At 60.1% G+C, this 21,789-nt stretch carries 17 protein-coding genes; 5 read left to right on the forward strand and 12 right to left on the reverse strand.

Annotated elements, in window-relative coordinates:
* Positions 1-4: 4 nt before the first annotated feature.
* The gene (locus HNR03_RS18970; RefSeq protein ID WP_259155143.1) at positions 5-1,588 is read right to left on the reverse strand and encodes an ATP-binding cassette domain-containing protein; all 1,584 of its coding nucleotides are present in this window, start codon (positions 1,586-1,588) and stop codon (positions 5-7) included.
* A 213-nt stretch (positions 1,589-1,801) separates the two neighbouring features.
* Here HNR03_RS18970 and HNR03_RS18975 point away from each other — a divergent pair, with 213 nt between their 5' ends.
* Genes HNR03_RS18975 through HNR03_RS18985 form a run of 3 tightly spaced genes read left to right on the forward strand, consistent with a single transcriptional unit; the run spans position 1,802 to position 7,277 of the window.
* Positions 1,802-3,046, forward strand: a complete 1,245-nt coding sequence (locus HNR03_RS18975; RefSeq protein ID WP_259155145.1) for an exonuclease SbcCD subunit D C-terminal domain-containing protein — start codon at positions 1,802-1,804, stop codon at positions 3,044-3,046.
* Positions 3,043-6,684 carry an SbcC/MukB-like Walker B domain-containing protein gene (locus HNR03_RS18980; RefSeq protein ID WP_259155146.1) on the forward strand — a complete coding sequence of 1,214 codons (3,642 nt, stop codon included), beginning with the start codon at positions 3,043-3,045 and terminating at the stop codon, positions 6,682-6,684. Before HNR03_RS18975 ends, HNR03_RS18980 begins: the two co-directional genes overlap by 4 nt.
* Positions 6,681-7,277 carry a glutathione S-transferase gene (locus HNR03_RS18985; RefSeq protein ID WP_259155148.1) on the forward strand — a complete coding sequence of 199 codons (597 nt, stop codon included), beginning with the start codon at positions 6,681-6,683 and terminating at the stop codon, positions 7,275-7,277. The genes HNR03_RS18980 and HNR03_RS18985 overlap by 4 nt, the downstream gene beginning before the upstream one ends.
* A 7-nt stretch (positions 7,278-7,284) precedes the next feature.
* On the opposite strand, the gene HNR03_RS18990 is transcribed toward HNR03_RS18985, so the two are convergent.
* The 9 genes from HNR03_RS18990 to HNR03_RS19030 form a co-directional block, all read right to left on the reverse strand.
* Complete coding sequence (locus HNR03_RS18990; RefSeq protein ID WP_222586363.1) at positions 7,285-7,542, reverse strand: hypothetical protein; 258 nt, start codon at positions 7,540-7,542, stop codon at positions 7,285-7,287.
* Positions 7,539-7,751 (reverse strand): hypothetical protein, encoded by a 213-nt coding sequence (locus HNR03_RS18995; protein WP_259155150.1) that lies wholly within the window; start codon positions 7,749-7,751, stop codon positions 7,539-7,541. The genes HNR03_RS18990 and HNR03_RS18995 overlap by 4 nt, the downstream gene beginning before the upstream one ends.
* A gap of 115 nt (positions 7,752-7,866) precedes the next feature.
* Positions 7,867-7,992 carry a hypothetical protein gene (locus HNR03_RS19000; protein ID WP_259155151.1) on the reverse strand — a complete coding sequence of 42 codons (126 nt, stop codon included), beginning with the start codon at positions 7,990-7,992 and terminating at the stop codon, positions 7,867-7,869.
* A gap of 210 nt (positions 7,993-8,202) precedes the next feature.
* Complete coding sequence (locus HNR03_RS19005) at positions 8,203-8,382, reverse strand: hypothetical protein (protein WP_208668638.1); 180 nt, start codon at positions 8,380-8,382, stop codon at positions 8,203-8,205.
* Between the two features lie 156 nt (positions 8,383-8,538).
* Positions 8,539-9,714 carry a lactonase family protein gene (locus tag HNR03_RS19010; protein ID WP_259155152.1) on the reverse strand — a complete coding sequence of 392 codons (1,176 nt, stop codon included), beginning with the start codon at positions 9,712-9,714 and terminating at the stop codon, positions 8,539-8,541.
* Positions 9,701-9,997, reverse strand: coding sequence for a DUF5629 family protein (locus HNR03_RS19015; RefSeq protein WP_259155154.1), 297 nt, complete (start codon positions 9,995-9,997; stop codon positions 9,701-9,703). The genes HNR03_RS19010 and HNR03_RS19015 overlap by 14 nt, the downstream gene beginning before the upstream one ends.
* A 203-nt stretch (positions 9,998-10,200) precedes the next feature.
* Positions 10,201-11,781 (reverse strand): aldehyde dehydrogenase (NADP(+)), encoded by a 1,581-nt coding sequence (locus tag HNR03_RS19020; protein WP_259155156.1) that lies wholly within the window; start codon positions 11,779-11,781, stop codon positions 10,201-10,203.
* A gap of 10 nt (positions 11,782-11,791) precedes the next feature.
* Entirely contained in the window at positions 11,792-12,784 is a 993-nt protein-coding gene (gene araD1 / locus HNR03_RS19025) for an AraD1 family protein (RefSeq protein WP_259155158.1), read from the reverse strand.
* Between the two features lie 136 nt (positions 12,785-12,920).
* Entirely contained in the window at positions 12,921-14,255 is a 1,335-nt protein-coding gene (locus HNR03_RS19030) for an MFS transporter (protein WP_259155159.1), read from the reverse strand.
* A 192-nt stretch (positions 14,256-14,447) separates the two neighbouring features.
* Between HNR03_RS19030 and HNR03_RS19035 the strand changes: the two genes are divergently transcribed.
* Both HNR03_RS19035 and HNR03_RS19040 read left to right on the forward strand, forming a co-directional pair.
* Positions 14,448-16,184: an IlvD/Edd family dehydratase gene (locus HNR03_RS19035; protein ID WP_090183261.1), complete on the forward strand. Its 1,737-nt coding sequence runs from the start codon at positions 14,448-14,450 to the stop codon at positions 16,182-16,184.
* A gap of 183 nt (positions 16,185-16,367) precedes the next feature.
* Positions 16,368-17,096 (forward strand): FadR/GntR family transcriptional regulator, encoded by a 729-nt coding sequence (locus tag HNR03_RS19040; protein WP_259155160.1) that lies wholly within the window; start codon positions 16,368-16,370, stop codon positions 17,094-17,096.
* Positions 17,097-17,263: 167 nt separating this feature from the next.
* Here the strand turns inward: HNR03_RS19040 and HNR03_RS19045 are convergent, their stop codons facing one another.
* Both HNR03_RS19045 and HNR03_RS19050 read right to left on the reverse strand, forming a co-directional pair.
* A complete protein-coding gene (locus tag HNR03_RS19045) occupies positions 17,264-19,648 on the reverse strand; it encodes an RND family transporter (RefSeq protein WP_167360496.1) in 2,385 nt (794 codons plus the stop codon).
* A gap of 16 nt (positions 19,649-19,664) precedes the next feature.
* The gene (locus HNR03_RS19050; protein ID WP_259155161.1) at positions 19,665-20,717 is read right to left on the reverse strand and encodes a YCF48-related protein; all 1,053 of its coding nucleotides are present in this window, start codon (positions 20,715-20,717) and stop codon (positions 19,665-19,667) included.
* Positions 20,718-21,789: the final 1,072 nt, after the last annotated feature.

Here is a 21,789-nt window from a genome sequence, read left to right on the forward strand (position 1 = left end):
CTCTCTAACTGTTGAGATGAAACTCGGCATCCAGATGAATCGCCTGTAAAAAAGCGCTGTCGTGAGAGACGACGATCAATGCCCCCTGGTACTGATTGAGCATCTGCTCCAGCGCTATTTTGCTGGGCAAGTCCAAATGGTTATCCGGCTCATCCAGCAACAGTAACTGTGGCGGCCGCTGGGCGTACAACTGCGCCGCCAAGGCTATTTTCAAACGCTCGCCCCCACTCAACTGACAGGTCTTGAGCGCCGCCCGATCCGCATCAATACCCATCTGCGCCAACCGGGTTCGTGCCTCGGCTTCAGGCAACTCCGGATTACTCTCGTAGAGCCATTGCACCGCCGTGCGTTCGGGGTGCTGCAACCCCGCGTGTTGATCCAGCCAGCCAACATGGCAACTGCGTATGAGTTCGCCTTCGCTCACCGGCAGTTGGCCAGCGATGACTTGCAACAGGGTCGACTTGCCGCTGCCGTTGGCACCTGAAATGGCCATGCGCACAGGCCCGGCCAGCGTTAGATTGATCGGCGCTGCGTAACCGAACGGGAGAATCACGTCATTGAGTTGCACAAGCAGCTTGCCATTGGGCACTACGCTTTCGGGGGACAACATCATCCGCTGAATGTCCGGCGCACACCGCGCCCGGGCCTCGGCAATACGATGTTGCTGCTGCTCCCGGGCCACCTGTTGATTGAGGCGCAATTTCCCCTGACTGTTTTCGCTGCGCTCTTTTTGAGCATTGGTGATCAGCCTGGTTTGACTGCCGTCGCGGGCCTGGCGGTCGCCACGTGCATTGCGCCGTTGCTGACGTTCCATCTGCACGACCATTTCACGTTGTTCGCGCTTGGCCTGTGCCCTCTCTCCTTGCAATGCCGACTGGAAGGACTGCTGTTCCTGTTCGCGCGCCGCCACATACTGACTGTAGTTGCCGCCATAGGCCGCCAGCCCCAAAGGCGAGAGCTCGACAATTTCGCTCATGTGCTCCAAAAGCCCCCGGTCGTGACTGATCAAAACCAGACCGTTGGACCAACGATTGATCTGCTGCGTGAGCTTGTGCTGCTGATCAATATCCAGGTGGTTGCTGGGTTCATCCAGAATGAGCCAGTCGGCCCGAGACAGCCAAGCCCCCAGCAGCGCCACACGCTGCCGCTCGCCCCCACTTAAGGTGTCGGTACGCGAGTCCGCTTTCAAATGCCCCAGAGCGATCTTCTCCAGCTCCGCCTCAAGGCGCGTGGCGCAATCCCATTGATCGACCGCCAACGCATGGTCGTCATCGTCGATGCTGCCTTGTGCAATACGATCCAGCGCCGCCAGAATCGAGTCGACGCCAGCTAGCGCGGCAACGGTGGGATAGCGCTCGGGCTCCAACAGCTGCGCCACAGCGTATACCTGACCTTCGCGCCGGACGATGCCGCTGGTGGGGCGTTGTTCACCCGTCAGGAGCCGGCCAAGCAAGGACTTGCCACAGCCATTGGCACCGACGATGCCGGTGGCCCTGGAGTTGAAGGTGTGATTCAAGTGATCGAACAGAGCGCGCCCGTCGGGCAGGTTGAACGACACTTGGTCAAGTTGAAGTAATCTTTGGCTCATGACGTCTCCTTTAATATTCAAATCTCCTTGGTGTTGCACAACAGCATCCGCCACGTCACTTCGGACTGCTGTCTACCATACTGAAACTTCAGACAATCGATAGACAATCCTTCAAAGCTTTCCGCATCTCCGGTCTTTTGCCATTAAACTCTCCCCCTTTTCGCCGCAATCCTTTTCCTCGCGGCCATTACCTTATTTCCTACGGAGTTCGCCTTGCGTCTGTTTCACACCTCCGACTGGCACCTTGGGCAGAACCTGCACGGCCAGGACCGCGATTTCGAGCACGGTTGTTTCCTTGAGTGGCTGTTGCGCCAGCTGAAGCTGGACCAGCCCGATGTGCTGTTGATCGCCGGCGATATCTTCGACACGGTCAATCCGCCGGTCAAAGCCCAGGAACGCCTCTACGAATTCATCGTCAGCGCCCACGAGCAGCAGCCGCTGCTGACCATTGTAATCATCGCCGGCAACCACGACTCCGGTTCGCGGATCGAGCTGCCAGCGCCGTTGATGCGTCGTTTGCGCACTCACGCGCTCGGTCGGGTGTTGTGGCTGGATGACGGCCAACTGGATGCCGAACGGCTGTTGCTGCCGTTGCCGGATGCCAACGGCGAGATTGCCGGCTGGTGCCTGGCGCTGCCATTTCTGCGCCCGGCCGAAGTGACGGGTGCGCACTTGGGCGATAACTACCTGCGCGGTATCGGCCAGGTTCATGAATGGCTGATCGAAGCCGCCAACGCCAAACGCAAGCCGGGGCAGGCGCTGATTGCTATCAGCCATGCGCACATGGCGGGCGGTTCGGTGTCGGAAGATTCCGAGCGCAGCCTGATCATCGGCAACGCCGAGGCCCTGCCCGCCAGCCTGTTCGGGCCGAGCATCAGCTACGTCGCCCTCGGGCATTTGCACAAGCCGCAGAAAGTGAACGGTGAAGAGCGCATTCGCTACAGCGGCTCGCCGATTCCGCTGTCGTTCTCGGAAATCGGTTATCAGCATCAGATTCTCGACGTGAAGCTCGACGGCGAAACCCTGGTCAGCGTCGAACCGAAGCTGATCCCCCGCGCCGTGAACCTGCAACGCATTGGCCCGGCGCCCTTGGCGGAGATCCTGCTGCAACTGGCCGACCTGCCGAACATCGATTTGCTCGCCGATATCCAGCGCCAACCGTGGCTGGAAGTGCGCGTGCGTCTGGACGAACCGCAACCCGACTTGCGCCATCAAGTGGAAAGCGCCCTGCAAGGCAAAGCCGTGCGCCTGGTGCGCATCGCCGCCGAATATGCCGGCAACGGCGGTCGCGAGGGTGTCGATGAGGGCACTGCGTTGATCGAACTGGATCAACTGACGCCTCAGGAATTGTTCAGCCGCGCCTGGCAGGACAACTACGGCAGCGAGGTCGATGAGCAAACGCTGAAGGACTTTGCCGAGCTGTTGCAAGACGTGCAGACGGAGAGCGAACAACCATGAAGATCCTCGCGATCCGCCTGAAAAACCTGGCCTCGCTGGCCGGGCCTTTTGAAATCGATTTCACTGCCGAGCCGCTGGCCAGCGCCGGCCTGTTCGCGATCACCGGGCCGACCGGCGCGGGTAAAAGTACGCTGCTCGACGCCTTGTGCCTGGCGCTGTTTGGCGCCGTGCCACGCTTGAGCAATGCCCAGGTGTCTGCCAAAGCGCCGGACGCCGACGGCGAAATCAGCACTGGCGACCCACGCACATTGCTGCGTCGAGGCACCGGTGAAGGTTATGCCGAAGTGGATTTCGTCGGGATCGACGGCCGCCGCTACCGCGCGCGCTGGGAAGCCAATCGCGCTCGGGAAAAGGCCGGCGGCAAGCTGCAAGCCAGCCGTCAGAGTCTGCGCGACATCGATCAGGATCAGTTGCTGGCCAGCCAGAAAGTCGAATTCAAGACCCAGCTCGAAGCCGTGCTGGGCCTCAACTTCGAACAGTTCACCCGTGCCGTGCTGCTGGCCCAGAGCGAGTTCAGCGCCTTCCTCAAGGCCAACGACAACGAGCGTAGCGAACTGCTGGAAAAGCTCACCGACACCGCGCTCTATACCCGCCTCGGTCGGCGCGCCTTCGACAAAGCCAAGGAAGCCCGTGAAGCGCACAAGCTGTTGCAGGATCAAGCCACAGGCGTGACGCCGCTTTCTCCCGAAGCCCGGGCCGAGCTCGATGAACGTTTCAACGAAGCGCAGCAGCAGCTCAAGACCCAGCAGGCGCAGCTCAAGCAGCTGGAGTTGCAGCACACCTGGCTCAAGGAGCTGCGTCAGTTACAGGATGAGCAACAGAGCGCCACCGAGCAGTTGACCGGTGCCCGGCAACATTGGGAAAGCCTCGCTGGCGAACGCTTGAAGCTGACGCGACTGGAACAACTGGCCCCGCAACGGCACCAGTTCGCTCGCAAGACCGAGCTCACCGCTCAGCTCACGCCGCTGGCGGCGCAGATTCAGCAGCACACTCAACAGCAGAGCGAGCTGAACGCACGTCAGGCGCAACTCGAACAGAGCCTGAGCGCTGCGCAGACAGCACTGATCGAAGCCCAACGCCAACACACATCCAGCGCGCCGTTGCTGCGTCAGGCGTTTGAAGCACAAAGCGCCCTCGCCCGTCTGGTCAAAGATGTCAGTGTCAGCGCCGACCTCAAGCAGCAAGCGGAACAGGCCTGCACGCAGGGGCAAACCACGATTCAAGGCTTGCAGGAGCAACAACAGCAAGTGGCCGCACGTCTGCAGCGGATCGCCGGGGAGCTTGAGCAAAGCGCGCATCTGGCGCCATTGAGCGATGCGTGGAACGCCTACCGTGATCGCCTCCAACAGCTGATGTTGATCGGCAATCGCTTGAACAAGGGCCAGGCCGAGCTGGCCGCCCTGGAGCAAAATGCCGCCCGCGCCAGCGAAGAACTGGCCACGCAAAAACAGAATCTGGAAGTGCTCTACAAAGAGGCCGGCGCCGAGCCCGAGGCCGTGGCGGAACAGATCCAGCTGTTGGGCAACCTGTTGCAGGACAACCGCAAACAATTGCGTGCGTTCGAAGAGCTGACGCGACTGTGGGCCAGTCAGCAGGAGATCGACAAGCGCAGCGCAGAACTTCAGCAGCGCCAGCTCACGGCCCAGCAGGAACGTGATCGTCTGACACAGGACGGCGTGAAGACCAAGAACGAACTGGTCGTCGCCGAACAGACCTTGAGCGTCACTCGCGAACTGCTGGAACGTCAGCGTCTGGCCCGCAGCGCCAGCGTCGAAGAACTGCGCGAACAGTTGCAGGATGATCAGCCATGCCCGGTCTGCGGCAGCCCTGAGCATCCTTATCATCAACCCGAAGCGTTGCTGCAAAGCCTGGGGCGCCATGATGAAAGCGAGCAGGCCAACGCGCAAAAAGCGGTTGACCTGCTGAAAGAAAAACTCACCGACCTGCGCGCCGAAGTCGGCGGCCTGATCGCGCAACAGAAAGAGCTGTTGCAGCAACAGGACCAACTCGCCACCCAGCAACAAGGCCTGACGCCGAGCCTGGAAGCGCATCCATTATCGGCGCAGTTGCTGGCGCAGGACGCGATAAAACGCGATGCCTGGTTGCATCAGCAAAGCAGCCAGCTGAACCAGAGCATCGCCCAGGACGAACAGCGCCAAACCGCCCTGCTCACCCTGCAACAGGACGCTGCTCGCCTCGCGCAGCAACTGCGCAGCGCCGAAGCGGCCAGTCAGCAAGCGAGCCAACACCTGAGCAATCAGCAACGCGAGTTGAGCAGTGATCGCCAGCGCCTGGATGAAGAACTCAGCGCCTTCAGCACCCTGCTCCCGGCCGACACCCTGGAGGCCTTGCGTCACGAACCCGCCGCTACGTTCATGCAGCTCGACCGGCAGATCGCCCAGCGCCTGGAGCAACTCGAGCAGCAACGCGATGAACTCGGCGAACAGCAACAACGTCAGCAGACGCTGGAAAAGGAACAGGACCGCCAACTGGCCCGCGCCGAGGCACTGGACGCGGCGCAACAGCAGTTCAGCGTCCTCGCCGAACAACAACACGCGTGCCAGCAGCAATTGGCACAACTGCTCGGCGAACACAGCAGCGCCGAACTCTGGCAGCAGCAACTCGATCAAGCGGTCGATCAGGCACGCAACGCCGAAGCCACGGCCAGTCAAGAACTGCAAACCGTGCGCACGCGCCTGGTCGAACTGGCCGCCGAGCTTAAAGCCAAGCAAGAGCGCCTGCTGGCCCTGGAAACCGAAGACCGCGAGCTGAGCGCGAAGATCGCCGACTGGCGAGCTTTGCACCCGGAACTGGATGATGGCGGTCTGGAGGCGCTGCTGAGCGTCGACGACCAGCAGGTCAGCGAACTGCGCCAGCAATTGCAGCTCAGCGAAAAAGCCATCGAACAAGCCAATGTGCGCGTGCAGGAGCGCGACCAGCGCCTGCTCAAACATCAGGCGCAGCACAACGGCAATCTCGATGCCGAGCAATTGGCGACGGCACTGACCGAGTTGCAAAACCTGTCCGCCGCCAGCGAACACCGCTGCGCCGAACTACGCGCGGAACAGGCCGAGGATCAGCGTCGGCAGAACGCCAATCAGGCCCTGGCGCAACAAATCGCCGAGGCCTACGCCGAGTACCAGCGCTGGGCGCGTTTGAATGCGTTGATCGGCTCGGCCACTGGCGACACCTTCCGCAAGATTGCCCAGGCCTACAACCTCGACTTGCTGGTGCATCACGCCAACGTACAGTTGCGCCAATTGGTGCGGCGCTATCGCCTGAAACGCGGCGGCAGCATGCTCGGATTGCTGGTGATGGACACCGAGATGGGCGATGAACTGCGTTCGGTGCATTCGTTGTCAGGTGGCGAGACGTTCCTGGTGTCGTTGGCCCTGGCGCTCGGTTTGGCGTCGATGGCCTCCAGCACGTTGAAAATCGAGTCGCTGTTCATCGACGAAGGTTTCGGCAGCCTCGATCCGGAATCCCTGCAACTGGCCATGGACGCCCTCGACGGCTTGCAGGCGCAGGGCCGCAAGGTCGCGGTGATTTCCCACGTGCAGGAAATGCACGAGCGGATTCCGGTGCAGATTCAAGTCCAGCGCCAAGGCAATGGCCTGAGTACCCTGGAGGTGAAATGAATACGCTGTATTCATTCCGCCGCTGCCCTTACGCCATGCGCGCGCGCATGGCCCTGCGCTACTCGGGTGTGGCGGTGGACATTATCGAAGTCAGCCTCAAGGCCAAACCGCCCGAGATGCTCGCACTATCGCCCAAGGGCACGGTGCCGGTGTTGAGTGTCGACGGCCAAGTCATCGACGAAAGCCTGGCGATCATGCGCTGGGCCTTGGCGCAGAACGATCCGCAAGACTGGTTGCTCAAGGAAGATCCTGCCGGGCAAGTGCTGACTGCTGCGCTAATCGAGGAGAATGATCAGGCGTTCAAGGTGCACCTCAATCGCTACAAATACGCTGAGCGTTATCCCGAGCAGCCGATGGCGGTTTATCGGGCTGAGGGCGAGGTGTTCTTGCGCAAGCTGGATGAGTTGCTTGATGGACGCGATTACTTGCTGGCCGGACATCCCACGCTGGCGGATGTGGCCCTGATGCCGTTCATACGGCAATTCGCCCATGTCGATCGCGAGTGGTTTGCACAGACGCCTTACGTGCGGTTGCAGGCGTGGTTGCAGCGGTTTCTGGAGTCAGAGTTGTTCACCACCGTGATGCAGAAATAACTCCGGTTTACGCGAACACATCACACATCCGCAGCACCGAGCAATCGACGTGGAACGGCCCGAAGAAATCGACTTGGCGTTTCATCGGTGGATTGCCGGCCTGCAGCCCAAAGGCTTTGGCCGTTTCGATGTCACGCGCCAGATTGTGATTGGCTTCGATCGAGCGGGCTACGGAACCTGCCGAACCTTGCCCGAACCCCAGCAGCGAAGCGCCATTGGTCATGAATGCCAGAAAGGCGATGACCCAGAGTTTGCCCCCTTTCATGCCCCTACCACTCCCGCCAGTTCTGTCTGATCGATCATCACGTTTTGAGCGCGGTGTTCAAACTGGATGGCGGGATATGCGACCTGAATCGGCGCTTCGAAGGTGTGTTGCGACTGCGCTGCAATGCTGACCACCAGCACCATGGTCACATAGAGACCTATGGCCAGGTAGGCGCCGTATTTGGCAGAAGTGATGATTGAGCTGGCCATGGTGTTCTCCGTGGGCATGTTTCAGAGCCCACAGAATCGATCAAAAAAGCTGTGATAACCACTCAGCGTTATCCATAGTCACCATCAGCTTCGTTGATCATTAAGCCAGTCTATTTCAGTCTTCAATAAAACTCATCAAGCGCTCACGCGCCGCATCCGGCTCGTCTTGAACGGGCTGGGCAGCCGAAAGAATGGGGGTGGAATAGAGAAACAGAAGAACCACTGCCAGACGCATCGCCATGCTGCCGATCCTTGTTATTAGAGTTTGAGTCAAAAAAACAACGTCAAATCTAAACGCATGGCCATGTGATATCAAGCTATGCATTGATGGCTATGTGATGCTGTCGTAAACGCGTTATGCAGGAGCGACATCACTCATCGTCTTTCGAAGCATTCAGTTCGATCGGCGCAAGTGACTTCGCTCCTGCATAAAAGGTGCAGGGCTGGAATTTCAGGCTTGGGTCTTGTGATCCAGTGCCGCGTAGAAGTTGGCGCTTTGTTGCAGGTATTTTTGGGTGTAGCTCTGGGTGTGGGTTTTTTTGTCGTTGATTTCAACGTTGGCACTGGCTGGCAGAGCAACGGTGGCAGAGATAGCGGAAGCAGCGATGATGGAGAAGAGATTGAAATTCATGTCGGTATTCCTCGGAGTCAGTTGGCTTGCATGCCCGGTGGGGCCGTGAAGCAAACTTAACCTCCGAGGAACGACGCCTTGAAATGCTTTGTAGCATTACCAAATATCAGCGTCGTTGATACAAGGATGCAGGCCCCATCAACCGGGGCCTGCGGCCTATTGCCGCACCAGGAATTTGAGGTCGCTTGGCGCATCCATCGGCAGCTTTTGCACGGTTTTACCCAGCAGACCGGTCTTGGCGTCGCGTTCGATGACGACAATCTGGTTGCTTTTCTGGTTGGCAATCAGCAAGAACTTGCCGCTGGGATCAAGACTGAACTCCCGTGGGTGGTCACCTTCGACCGAACGACGCTGCAGCTCTTTGAGATGGCCGGTCGCAGGATCGATGGCGAACACCAGCAATTGATTGGCGGTGCCACGGTTGCTGACGTACAGGAACTTGCCATCGGCTGAGGCGTGAAGTGCCGCCGCAGCCTTGTCCGATGTGGGCTGGCCGGCGGCGAGGTCGACCATTTGCGTTTGTTCAAGCTTGCCGTCCCGGTAATCGAACACGGCCACCTGAGCACTCATTTCCATGGTCAGCCAGGCATGCTTGCCATCCGCGCTGAACAACAAATGACGCGGCCCACTGCCGGCCGGCAACTGCACGGACGCCGGCGTGGCCGCCGTCAACGGCAACTGCGGATTGGCCTTGGGATCGAAGCGATAGACAAAGACCTTGTCTGCGCCCAGGTCATTGGAAAACACGTAATGGCCATCCGGCGACGAGACGGTCGAATGCACGTGCGCCGACATCTGCCGCTCGGGGTTGACCCGACTCGAGGGATGACTGCTCATCTGCACCACGGGTTTGAGCGCGCCATCGGCGCCCACCGGCAACACCGCCAGCGTGCCACCCGGGTCCTCAACCACCGAATAGTTGCTGACGAACAAATGACTGGCATCCACGCTGAGGCTTGAATGAGTTGGCTCGTTACCCAGGCTTTGAACCTGATTGATCAAGCTTAACGCGTGGGTCTTGGGATCGATCGCATAACTGCTGACGCGCCCGACCGGGTCTTTCTGTCCCGGGCCGTTCTCGTTGACCACGAACAGATGACGCTGGTCCTTGGACACGGTCAGCCAGGACGGATTGTCGCTCTTGACCACTTGCAGTGGCTTGGAGTCGATCTGCCCGGTGGCGCTGTCGAATTTCAGGCGATAGATGCCCTGACTCTGCCCCGCCGTATAGGAGCCGACCAGCAATTGATAGTCTTCGGCCAATGCCGCCTGAGCGCCCATTGCGCCAATGCTGCCGGCCATCAACAGCGGCCAGAGATTACGCATCCTCATTCGCTTCTTCCTCGTCGTCATCACCGCGAAATGCGGTCATGCACACCAACCGGTGCTCGCCGGAAGTACCGGTGATCAGCCAGCTTTGCAGGGTGGGATCGAAGGTCGCGGCCTCGACCTCGGCCGGGGTGAACTCCCAGTGTTTTGACACGCGGCCGTCGAGGCATTCGATGTGCAGATTGTCGTCTTCATCGAGGGAAAATTCGAAGGCGTGAAGCCCATCGATTTCCACCATATCGCAATGTTCGAGGGTGGCGAGCAAGGTGTCGGTTACGGCAGTCATGGCAGTCAATCTTTGAATGGGAAAGACGCAATGATAGCTCAATGTGAGGGCGGCCCCGTGCCCGGCATAAAACCCGACCACGACCGGAACAAATGTGGGAGCGAGCTTGCTCGCGAAGGCGGTGTATCAGGCAATACATGTGTCGACTGACACTCCGCTTTCGCGAGCAAGCCCGCTCCCACAGGGGGTTGTGTCCTCGGCTGTTAGAGGGCGTCGCGGGATGGCTTGCCGTCCACCAGGCGCTGGATTCGCAGAGGGTTAGCGTTCTTCAACGCCTCCGGCAGCAGACTGTCCGGATAGTTCTGGAAGCACACTGGACGCAAGAAACGGTCAATCGCCAGCGTGCCCACCGATGTGCCGCGCGCATCGGAAGTCGCCGGATACGGCCCGCCGTGGACCATCGAATCGCAGACTTCCACCCCGGTCGGATAACCATTGAGCAAGATCCGTCCGACCTTTTGCTCGAGCAATGCCGTCAGCTCGCCAAACTGCTCGAAGTCAGAAGGTTCGCCAATGATCGTCGCCGTCAGCTGCCCATGCAGACCGTTCAACGCAGCACTGAGTTGCGCTTGATCGGCGACTTCGACGAACACGGTGGTCGGGCCGAAGATTTCTTCCTGAAGCACCTCATCACCGTTGATCAACAGGCTGACATCGGCCTTGAACAGTTGCGGCTGGGCCTGATTGCCCTGTTGCGTGCTACCGGCCAGATGCGTGATGCCCGGATGAGCGAGGAGCTTTTGCAGGCCTTTTCCGTAGCTGCTCAAGGTCCCGGCGTTGAGCATGGTTTGCGCAGGTTGATCGTTGATCAACCCCGCGACCTGTTGCATGAACGCAGAGAACTGCGGCGAGGCAATACCGATCACCAATCCCGGGTTGGTACAGAACTGGCCACACCCCTGAACCACGGAGGCCGTCAGGTCGCGGGCGACGGTTTCAGCTCGAGTGGCGAGGGCCTGCGGCAAGACGATCACCGGGTTGATGCTCGACATTTCGGCGAACACCGGAATCGGTTGTGGGCGCGCAGCGGCCATGTCGCACAATGCGCGACCGCCCTTGAGCGAACCGGTAAAGCCGACCGCTTGAATCGCCGGGTGCTTGACCAACGCTTCGCCAACACCGCCGCCGTAGATCATGTTGAACACGCCCGCCGGCATGCCGGTTTTTTCCGCGGCGCGGATGATCGCGTCGGCGACTCGTTCAGCGGTGGCCATATGACCGCTGTGGGCCTTGAACACCACCGGGCAACCGGCGGCCAATGCCGAGGCGGTGTCGCCACCGGCCGTGGAAAATGCCAAGGGGAAGTTACTGGCGCCGAACACGGCGACCGGCCCCAGGGCAATGCGGTATTGGCGCAGGTCCGGACGCGGCAGCGGTTGGCGATCGGGCAATGCCTGATCGATCCGCGCACCGTAGAAATCGCCACGGCGCAGCACTTTGGCGAACAGACGCATCTGGCCGCTGGTACGACCACGCTCGCCTTGAATGCGTCCGGCGGGCAGCGCGGTTTCACGGCAGACCAGCGCGACAAACTCATCACCCAAGGCGTCGAGTTCATCGGCTACGGTATCGAGAAATTGCGCACGACGCTCGGCGCTCAGGCTGCGATAAGCCGGATACGCGGCGGCGGCAGCCTTGGCCGCGGCATCGACTTCTTCGGGTGTGGCCTGGAAGAAATCGTGTGGCAACGCTTCGCCGGTGCTGGCATCAACGCTCTGCAGTTTGAGCGAGCCGGCGGCGCTGCGCTGGCCGCCAATGTAGTTGTGACCAAGAATCTGGGTCATGCCTGTCTCCTTAAAGGGTGCCGATGGTGCCGGGCTCGAACGCCGCTTCAACCGGTGCAATCCCGTTGATCAATGGCGCGCCGAACTCGGCCTGACTGATCTCGAACACGTCACCCGGTTGGGTGCGAATGCCGTCGGCAAAGGACAGGGTCGCGGTGCCGAAGAAATGGATGTGTACGTCCCCCGGACGCAGGAACTGGCTGTACTTGAAATGGTGATACTCGAGGTTTTCCAGGCTGTGGCACATGTTGGCCTCACCGCTGAGAAACTCGTTCTGCCAGAGCACTTCACCGTCGCGCAGGATGCGGCTGGTGCCGGCCAGATGTTGCGGCAGATCGCCCACGCGAAGTTCCGGGCCATAGCTGCAACTGCGCAATTTGGAGTGCGCCAGGTACAGGTAGTTCTTGCGCTCCATCACATGGTCGGAAAACTCGTTGCCCACCGCAAAACCGAGGCGATACGGTTTGCCGTCGTGGCCGATGACATACAGACCGCTGATTTCCGGCTCTTCACCGGCATCTTCGGCAAAGGGCGGCAGCGGGAAAGGTTTCCCCGGACGCACGACGATGCTGCCATCGCCCTTGTAGAACCATTCCGGTTGCACGCCGGCCTGACCGGCCGCCGGTTTACCGCCCTCCACGCCCCATTTGAAGATGCGCATGGTGTCGGTCAGCGCGGCTTCGTCGCCGGCCTGCTGATGCATTTTGTCCCGCGCCGAGGCACTGCCCAAATGGGTCAGGCCGGTGCCGCTGACCAGCATGTGCGCCGGGTCCGGATGATCCAGTGGTGGCAGGATCTGCAGGTTGGCCAGCAGTTGTGCATAGTCATGGCTGATGCCCAGGCCCAGGATTTTCACCTGTTGCTCAAGATTCACGCCCGCTTCGATCGCCGCCAACGCCAGGTCCCGCACCGTGCGCGCATCCTGCACTTCGCGCACCTGGCCTTCCTCGACAACGCCGACCCGACGCTCGCCGTTACTCAATTCGAACTGAACTAAACGCATGAATTTTCTCCAGTTATTCAAAACATCACTGTTCCCTGTAGGAGTGAGCCTGCTCGCGATGAGGCCATACCATCCGACATCAACGTTGAATGTCAGTCCGTCATCGCGAGCAAGCCCGCTCCCACAGTTGATTGGGTCAGGCCTCAGGTTGTGTACGGCTTGCGCCGCGTGCACTCGCTGCGAACTGGTCCGACGGCAGCACATGCTTGCGCTCCAGCAGGCGATAAACCACGCCGGTCAACACCAGCCCGAACACCATCACCCCCGACAGGAAATACAGCCCCGACGCCAGGTTGCCGGTGTATTCCTTCAGCGCACCAATCACGAACGGACCGATATAGCCGCCGAGGTTGCCCACCGAGTTGATCAAGGCGATCCCGGCCGCCGCACTGGCGCCGGCAAAGAAGCGACCCGGCAAAGTCCAGAACACCGCCGTGCAGGAAAACAGCGCGAACGCCACCAGGCACAACGCCGCCAATTGCAGCACCGGCAACGTCAGCCAGGCGCTGAGGAACAAGCCGATGGCGCCCAACACGTAAAGCACCGCCAAGTGGCCGTAGCGGTCATTCAAACGGTCGGAACTGCGCGGAATGATCAGCAAGCCAATGATCCCGAAGATGTACGGCACCGAAGACACGAAACCGGTCACCAGATCAGTCCCGCCGAACTGTTTGATCAGCGTCGGCAGCCACAGGCCCAAGCCATAGATGCTCAACGTCACCGGCAGATAAAACAGCGCCAGCAACAACACGCGTTTGTCTTTCAGGGCGTGCAGCGGATTGCCGTGGCGAGTCTGGCCGTAAGTCTCAAGGTCTTTTTTCAGTTCGCCGGTCAGCCAGTCCTTCTCGGCCTGGTCCATCCATTTCACCTGTTGCGGGCCATCCGGCAGGTAACGCAGCACCGGCCAGGTCAGCAGGATCGCCGGTGTGCCGATGACGATGAACAACCACTGCCAGCCGTGCAGGCCAAGGGTGCCGTCCATGCCAAGCAGGCCGCCGGACACGGGGCCGGTGATCATCATCGCGATGGGTTGGGACAGGATGAACAGCCCGAGGATCTTGCCGCGATGGCGAATCGGGAACCATTGGGTGATGTAGTACAGAACGCCCGGGAAGAACCCGGCTTCGGCGGCACCGAGCAGAAAGCGCATCACATAGAAGCTGTGCGGTCCCTGGACGAAGGCCATGCCGATGGTGATCGCACCCCAGGTGACCATGATCCGCGCAAACCAGCGCCGCGCGCCGAAGCGTTCGAGCATCAGGTTGCTGGGGATTTCCAGCAGGAAGTAGCCAATGAAGAACAGCCCGGCACCGAGGCCGTAGGCCGCATCACCGATGCCGATGTCCGCGCCCATGTGCAGCTTGGCGAAGCCGACCGCAGAGCGATCCACATAGGCGATCAGGTACAGCAGGATCAGGAAGGGAATCAGTTTCAACGTGATGCGATGAATAAGCCGCAGTTCCTGGCTCATGAGATCGGTCTCCGATTGTTGTTGTTATAGAACCTCGGGGGACGCCTCTCGCCAAAACTGCCAGGGCCATCCCTCCGTTGAAAACGACTATATAGTAATACTAATTACCCAACAACACTTCCAAATGGCCGAATTTGCGCTTATGTTACGTCTCAGCTGGAACAATATAGTCATACAATAAGAGAATCGATCATGTCTGATAAGAAACCCACCCTGCGTTCCGCCCAATGGTTTGGCACTGCCGACAAGAACGGCTTCATGTACCGCAGCTGGATGAAAAATCAGGGCATCGCCGACCACCAGTTCCACGGCAAGCCGATCATCGGCATCTGCAACACATGGTCGGAACTGACCCCCTGCAACGCGCATTTCCGCCAGATCGCGGAGCACGTCAAACGCGGGGTGATCGAGGCCGGTGGTTTTCCTGTGGAATTCCCGGTGTTCTCCAACGGCGAATCGAACCTGCGCCCTACCGCCATGCTGACGCGCAACCTGGCGAGCATGGACGTTGAAGAAGCCATTCGCGGCAACCCGATTGACGGCGTGGTGCTGCTCACCGGTTGCGACAAAACCACCCCGGCGCTGCTGATGGGCGCGGCCAGTTGTGACGTGCCGGCCATCGTCGTGACCGGTGGACCGATGCTCAACGGCAAGCACAAAGGCAAGGACATTGGCTCCGGCACCGTGGTCTGGCAGCTCAGCGAGCAAGTGAAAGCCGGCACCATCACCATTGACGACTTCCTTGCAGCCGAGGGCGGCATGTCCCGTTCGGCAGGCACCTGCAACACCATGGGCACCGCGTCGACCATGGCTTGCATGGCCGAAGCACTGGGCACTTCCCTGCCCCATAACGCGGCGATTCCAGCCGTGGATGCGCGCCGTTATGTGTTGGCGCACATGTCCGGCATGCGCGCCGTGGAAATGGTGCGCGAGGACTTGCGACTCTCGAAAATCCTCACCAAGGAAGCCTTCGAAAACGCCATCCGCGTCAACGCCGCCATCGGTGGTTCGACCAACGCCGTGATCCACCTGAAGGCGATTGCCGGACGCATTGGCGTCGAGCTGGACCTGGACGACTGGACCCGTATCGGTCGCGGCATGCCGACCATCGTCGACCTGCAACCGTCCGGGCGCTTCCTGATGGAAGAGTTCTACTACGCCGGTGGCCTGCCAGCCGTGCTGCGCCGCCTCGGCGAAGCCAACCTGATCCCCAACCCGAACGCCTTGACCGTCAACGGCAAGACGCTGGGCGAGAACACCAAGGACGCGCCGATCTACGGCGAGGACGAAGTGATCCGCACGCTCGACAACCCGATTCGCGCCGACGGCGGGATCTGTGTCTTGCGCGGCAACCTGGCGCCACTCGGTGCGGTGCTCAAACCGTCCGCCGCCAGTGCCGAGCTGATGCAACATCGCGGCCGTGCGGTGGTGTTCGAGAACTTCGACATGTACAAGGCGCGCATCAACGATCCGGAACTGGACGTGGATGCCAACTCGATTCTGGTGATGAAGAACTGCGGGCCGAAGGGTTATCCAGGCATGGCCGAAGTCGGCAACATGGGTTTGCCGGCGAAATTGCTGGCCCAAGGCATAACGGACATGGTGCGCATTTCCGATGCGCGCATGAGCGGCACCGCGTATGGCACGGTGGTGTTGCATGTGGCACCGGAGGCGGCAGCCGGCGGTCCTTTGGCGACAGTGAAGGAAGGCGACTGGATCGAGCTCGATTGCGCCAACGGACGCCTGCACCTGGACATTTCGGACGCGGAACTGGCCGCGCGCATGGCCGACCTGCAACCGCCGCAGCAATTGATCGTGGGCGGTTATCGTCAGCTGTACATCGACCATGTGCTGCAGGCGGACCAGGGTTGCGATTTCGACTTCCTGGTCGGCTGCCGCGGTTCCGAAGTACCGCGCCACTCTCACTAACCTCCGTGCCCTGTGGGAGCGGGCTTGCTCGCGAAGGCGGTCGATCATCCAACATTGATGTTGAATGTGCGGCCCTCTTCGCGAGCAAGCCCGCTCCCACATTTGATCTATCCCCGCCTCAAGATTGCACCGCGCCTGCTATCATGCGCGACATCTCCATCGCACAGGATCGCGCCGTTCCCCATGGATTACCGCAAACCCTCCGACCGCAAAAGCATGCACTCGCGCATCGTCCAGGAACTGGGCATGCAGATCGTTTCCGGGCGCTTCAAACCGGACGACAAACTGCCCGCCGAAGCCCTGCTGTGTGAGGAGTACGCGGTCAGCCGGCCGGTGCTGCGCGAAGCCACCCGTGTGTTGGTCGCCAAGGGGCTGGTGTATTCCCGTCCGAGGGTCGGCACCGTGGTCAAGCAGCGCAAGGAATGGCACATGCTCGACCCGGACGTGCTGCACTGGTTGATGCAAAGCAGCCCGCAGAATGAATTTTTCGATTTGCTGACCAGTGTGCGCAGCATCATCGAACCGGCCGCGGCCGCCCTCGCTGCGCAATTCGCGACCGAAGCCGACATCGCCTCCATCGGTGAAGCCTACCAACGCATGGAAGCGGCGCCGACCCCTGAAGCGCTGTTGCAACCGGACCTGGATTTCCACAGCCGCATCGCCGATGCGACCCACAACGACCTGCTGGCCAACCTGTGCAACATGTTGGCGGTGGCGATTGCCGAAGCGTTGAAGCATTCCAACCAGCGGCCGAACCTGCATGAACTGGCGTTGCCACGGCACAAGGCGATTCTGACCGCGATCGAGAACCGTGATGCCCTGGGCGCACGGCATGCAACGCTGGTGCAGCTCGATGATGCGCGCAGCGCGCTGAATGTGGTGCTGGGCAGCGATCCTGCGAACCAACACTGAACCCTGTGGGAGTGAGCCTGCTCGCGATAGCGGTCTAACATTCAACATCTATGTTGAATGACACTCCGTCATCGCGAGCAGGCTCACTCCTACAAGGGTTTGGTGTGAAATTTGAGACATAAAAAAGCCGCAACCTCAGGTTGCGGCTTTTCTGTTTCAGCCAGGGATCAGTGAGCGAACAGCGAGTTGCCCTTCTGTCCTGCCAGTTTCTCCGGTTTGATCAGGAACCGTGCCAGCGCTGGCAACAGCCATAGTGCGCCAAACATGTTCCAGAGCAGCATGAAGGTCAGCATCAGGCCCATGTCGGCCTGGAACTTGATGGCCGAGAAGATCCAGGTGCACACGCCGATCGCCAGGCACAGGCCGGTGAACAGCACGGCTTTACCGGTGGACTTCAGCGTCTGGTAGTACGCCTCTTGCAGCGGCAGGCCCGCACGCAGGAAGCTTTCCAGACGGCTGTAGATGTAGATCCCGTAGTCCACGCCAATCCCCACACCCAGCGCCACCACCGGCAACGTCGCGACTTTCACGCCGATGCCCATGAACGCCATCAGGGCGTTGCCCAGGACCGAGGTCAGGACCAGTGGCAACACGATGCACAAGGTCGCCGCCCAGGAACGGAAGGTGATCATGCACATGGTCGCGACGCAGATGTAGACGAGGATCAGGATGGTCAGCTCGGATTCCTTGATCACCTCGTTGGTGGCCGCCTCGATACCGGCGTTACCGGCCGCGAGGATGAACTCCAGGCCTTCCTTGTTGTTCTCCTTGGCGAAGTCCTGCACGGCATGCACCGCGCGATCCAGGGTGGCAGCCTTGTGATCGTTGAGGAACACCAGCACCGGTGCCAGGGAGCAACTGTTGTTGTACAGGCCGTCAGCGCGAGCGATGGAGTTGTTCAACACGTCCGGGTTGCGCGACAGGGTTTCCCATTTCAGGTTGCCCTCGTTCATGCCCTTGATCATCTGCTTGGATACGGTCACCAGCGAGATCGCCGACTGCACGCCCTCGGTGTTCTGCATCTTCCACATCAGTTCGTCGATTGGCGCCATGGCTTCATAACGCGAGCAACCTTCGGCCTTGGTCTTGACCATCACCACCAACACGTCGGAACTGGTGGAGTAATTGCTGATGATGAAGTTGTTGTCCTTGTTGTAGCGCGAATCCGGGCGCAGCTCCGGCGCGCCTTGATCGAGGTCGCCGATTTTCAGGTTCTGGCTGTACCAGAGGCCACCGCCAAAGGCCAGCAAGGCCAGGACAATCGACACCGGTGCCACTTTAGGGCTGGCAAAATTCGACAGCAGACGCCAGAACGGGTGTTCGCGGTGGGCGTCTTTCTTGCTGCGCGCAACGGCACGTTTACTGATACCGACGTAGGAAATCGCCACCGGCAGCAGAATCAGGTTGGTGAACACGATCACCGCCACACCGATGGAGGCACCAATCGCCAGTTCACGGATCACCCCGATGTCGATGATCAGCAACGTGATAAAGCCTACGGCATCGGCGAGGATCGCGATCATCCCCGGCAGGAACAGCTGGCGGAACGTGCGACGTGCCGCGGTTAACGCGTTGTCCGCGTCACTGGACTGCAAGGCGATGCCGTTGATCTTCTGCACGCCGTGGGAAATACCGATGGCGAAGATCAGGAACGGAACCAGCATCGAGTAAGGATCGAGCCCGAAACCGAAAAAGTGCATCAGCCCCAACTGCCAGACCACCGCCACCAGCGTCGTACTCAATACCGCCACGGTGCTGCGCATGCAGTTGGTGAACCAGTACAGCAGGACCAAGGTGATGATGAAGGCGACGCCGAAGAACATCACTACCATGACCAGGCCATCGATCAGGTCGCCGACTTTCTTGGCGAAACCGACGATGTGGATCTTCACGTTAGGGTTCTGGGCTTCGAACTTGTTGCGGATCTTGTCTTCGAGTTCGTGGGAGAACTTGCGGTAGTCCAGCGCCAGCAACTTGCCCTGGTCCTGCGGGTCCGGGTAGGACTCCAGCAACGGAATATCGACGATGCTCGACTTGAAGTCGTTAGCCACCAGACGTCCGACCTGACCGGACTTGAGCACGTTGTTGCGCAGCAGGTCGAGGCTTTGCTGGGAGCCGTTATAGCTCTGCGGGATCACTTCACCGCCGGCAAAACCCTCCTCCGTCACTTCGGTCCAGCGTACGCTCGGGCTCCACAGCGACTTGAGGCCGGAACGGTCGACACCGGAAATGTAAAACACTTCGTCGTTGATCTGGCGAAGGGTCTCCATGTATTCCTTGGAGAAGATGTCGCCATCAGTGGCTTCCACGGAAATCCTTACCGTGTTGCCCAGGTTCGCCAGGTCGTTGCGGTGCTCCATCATCTTCTGGATGAATGGATGCTCGAGGGGGATCATTTTTTCAAAACTGGTGGACGGCCGGATCAGCGTTGCCTGCCAGAACAGGAAAATGCTGACCAGCAGGCAGATGACGATCACTGCCGGGCGGTTGTTGAAGATCAGGCGCTCAAGAAACGTCGCCTTGTCCTGTTGGTGGGTTGTCATGGATGTCATAGCTCCGCCCTTCTTATTATTTGCCCAGCTCTGAGCCGGTTGGCGAAGTAGCGCGAACGCCGCCCTGTCCTGCCAGAATCAGATTACCGTTGCCTGCCGCCGTCACTGCCGACACGGAAATGCGATCCGGCCGGTTGAACACGCTGAAGGTTTCGCCGTTGTCGTTGCTGCGAATCACCGAACCGCCGTTGCCGACGATCACGATGGAACCGTCGTCGAGCAACGTGGCGCCCGACAGGCCAAACTCCAGCGCACCGCGAGCCGCCTTGAGTTCGACCGGCTCCCAGGTGGTGCCGAAATCGGTGGAGCGAAACAGGTTGCCGCGCAGTCCGTAGGCCAACAGCGTGTTGGGCTGGGCGGTGCCGATCACGCCAAACAGCGAACCCTGGTAAGGGCCTTCAAGCTTTTCCCAGGTCTGGCCCCAATCGGCGGAGCGGAACATGCTGCCCTGCTCGCCGACGATGAACAGCCCCGCGTCCTTGACCGCTGCGATGGCGTTGAGGTGGTACTGGTCTTCGTTGTCCAGGCGATCGCTGGCGTCTTCCCAGTTTTTGCCGCCGTCGGTGGTGGTCATCAAATTACCGTAAGCGCCCACGGCAAAGCCGCTGTTGACGTCCTTGAACCAGACGTCGAGCAGCGGTGATTCGCGCTTCAAATCTTCGAATTGCTTGGTCCAGGTGACGCCGCCGTCCTCGCTGGCGAGGATCTGTGCGTCGTGGCCGACGGCCCAGCCGTGTTTGTCATCGACGAAATACACCGAGGTCAGCAGTTGCCGGGTCGGCACCTTGGCCTGGGTCCAGGTTGCGCCCTGGTCATCGGAATACAGGATGTGCCCGCGATCTCCGACGGCCACCAGGCGTTTGCCGGCATGGGTGACGTCGAGCATCAGGCTTTTGCTGGCTTTGGCGGATTCGACGGAATAGACGACATCGGACGTCGGCGCGGCAGTGGCCAGCGCGGGTCCCGATAACATGGCACAGCCCAACAGCGAGAGCGCTGTAGCCAGCAACGCGAATTTGCGTAATGCCGGCGGGCGGCAGATACCCACACCCATGACAGGCTCACTCATAGACCTTCCCCCATTATTATTGTTAGGTCGTTTAACCTTTCAGGGCGCCGTAAGGGGTGCTCATTGCGATTGTCTGTTCTGGAGCATAGTCCTGAAATGCGCAATCTAGAGCCCCTTCGGAAGCTGGCTTATCCTATCGGGGTTTGGAAAGGTCTGACAATCGACGCCACGTTATGTTTTGTTAACCTGGGGGTAATGCGGATTTCCTGAATGATTGGGTATCAGGTGGGGTGATTGGGATGGCGCCTTTTGGGTGGTTGAGGTTTGGGTACATATCCGTTGCTGCGGTAACGGCTGCTTATGGTTTCGCTTTTACAGCGACTCACTTTTCCAGACGCCGGAATGCCGGCCCAGCGAAAAGTAAGCAAAAGGCTTCGCCCCGGCGTACGGCGCCTCGCTGAGGCTCCGCGTACCCTCGCTACGGTGCCCATCAGGGGGCATCGCCTCCGGTCTGCTTCGCGACGACCTCCTCTCGATGTGTGCGGCTTCGCCGCACGGCGCTACGCGCCTAACCCCCTGATGAACACCTACGCTCGGCCTGCCGAAGGGGCGAAAGATCAACAGCAGATCAAGATCAAGATCAAAAGCCACAGCCACAGCCACATCGCTGGTCGCCTTTTGCAGCCATGCACCCGCCTGACAAGGCAGCTTCCACAGTTGGACATAATTGGTCAGCTGCAAGGCCGCCATCGTCGGAACGCCGCCCGGAGCAGGCTCACTCCCACAAGGGAATGGGGTTCATCTGGGAATAATTGGTCGGCTGCCAGGCCGCCATCGCTGGCAAGCCAGCTCCCACAGGGAAATCGGTACATCTGGGAAAGATTGGTCGGCTGTCAGGCCGCCATCGCTGGCAGGCCAGCTCCCACAAGGTACGGTGTGCATCTGCGGTAGTTTGGTCGGCTGCCAGGCCGCCATCGCTGCGATGCGGCGACCCGACAAGCCAGCTCCCACAGTAAATCGGGGCATACCGCCCGCTTCTCACCACTCAACAGGATGAGCGTTAGCTCGGCTGCAGCTCTTGATCTTGATCCACGGGCGACATCGGAAGGCTGAGGGGAGGGATTCATCCGGG

The organism is Pseudomonas sp. JAI111 (assembly GCF_024809425.1).
In the GTDB taxonomy this organism is placed as follows: domain Bacteria; phylum Pseudomonadota; class Gammaproteobacteria; order Pseudomonadales; family Pseudomonadaceae; genus Aquipseudomonas.

What these genes read in the sequence shown, in the direction of transcription:
- HNR03_RS19045 (WP_167360496.1), bottom strand. Translation starts at nt 19,648, where the DNA reads ATGACATCCATGACAACCCACCAACAGGACAAGGCGACGTTTCTTGAG.
- HNR03_RS19040 (WP_259155160.1), top strand. Translation starts at nt 16,368, where the DNA reads ATGGATTACCGCAAACCCTCCGACCGCAAAAGCATGCACTCGCGCATC.
- HNR03_RS19010 (WP_259155152.1), bottom strand. Translation starts at nt 9,714, where the DNA reads ATGAGGATGCGTAATCTCTGGCCGCTGTTGATGGCCGGCAGCATTGGC.
- araD1 (WP_259155158.1), bottom strand. Translation starts at nt 12,784, where the DNA reads ATGCGTTTAGTTCAGTTCGAATTGAGTAACGGCGAGCGTCGGGTCGGC.
- HNR03_RS18990 (WP_222586363.1), bottom strand. Translation starts at nt 7,542, where the DNA reads ATGAAAGGGGGCAAACTCTGGGTCATCGCCTTTCTGGCATTCATGACC.
- HNR03_RS19035 (WP_090183261.1), top strand. Translation starts at nt 14,448, where the DNA reads ATGTCTGATAAGAAACCCACCCTGCGTTCCGCCCAATGGTTTGGCACT.
- HNR03_RS19005 (WP_208668638.1), bottom strand. Translation starts at nt 8,382, where the DNA reads ATGAATTTCAATCTCTTCTCCATCATCGCTGCTTCCGCTATCTCTGCC.
- HNR03_RS18970 (WP_259155143.1), bottom strand. Translation starts at nt 1,588, where the DNA reads ATGAGCCAAAGATTACTTCAACTTGACCAAGTGTCGTTCAACCTGCCC.
- HNR03_RS18985 (WP_259155148.1), top strand. Translation starts at nt 6,681, where the DNA reads ATGAATACGCTGTATTCATTCCGCCGCTGCCCTTACGCCATGCGCGCG.
- HNR03_RS18995 (WP_259155150.1), bottom strand. Translation starts at nt 7,751, where the DNA reads ATGGCCAGCTCAATCATCACTTCTGCCAAATACGGCGCCTACCTGGCC.
- HNR03_RS19020 (WP_259155156.1), bottom strand. Translation starts at nt 11,781, where the DNA reads ATGACCCAGATTCTTGGTCACAACTACATTGGCGGCCAGCGCAGCGCC.
- HNR03_RS19015 (WP_259155154.1), bottom strand. Translation starts at nt 9,997, where the DNA reads ATGACTGCCGTAACCGACACCTTGCTCGCCACCCTCGAACATTGCGAT.
- HNR03_RS18980 (WP_259155146.1), top strand. Translation starts at nt 3,043, where the DNA reads ATGAAGATCCTCGCGATCCGCCTGAAAAACCTGGCCTCGCTGGCCGGG.
- HNR03_RS19050 (WP_259155161.1), bottom strand. Translation starts at nt 20,717, where the DNA reads ATGAGTGAGCCTGTCATGGGTGTGGGTATCTGCCGCCCGCCGGCATTA.
- HNR03_RS19030 (WP_259155159.1), bottom strand. Translation starts at nt 14,255, where the DNA reads ATGAGCCAGGAACTGCGGCTTATTCATCGCATCACGTTGAAACTGATT.
- HNR03_RS19000 (WP_259155151.1), bottom strand. Translation starts at nt 7,992, where the DNA reads ATGGCGATGCGTCTGGCAGTGGTTCTTCTGTTTCTCTATTCCACCCCC.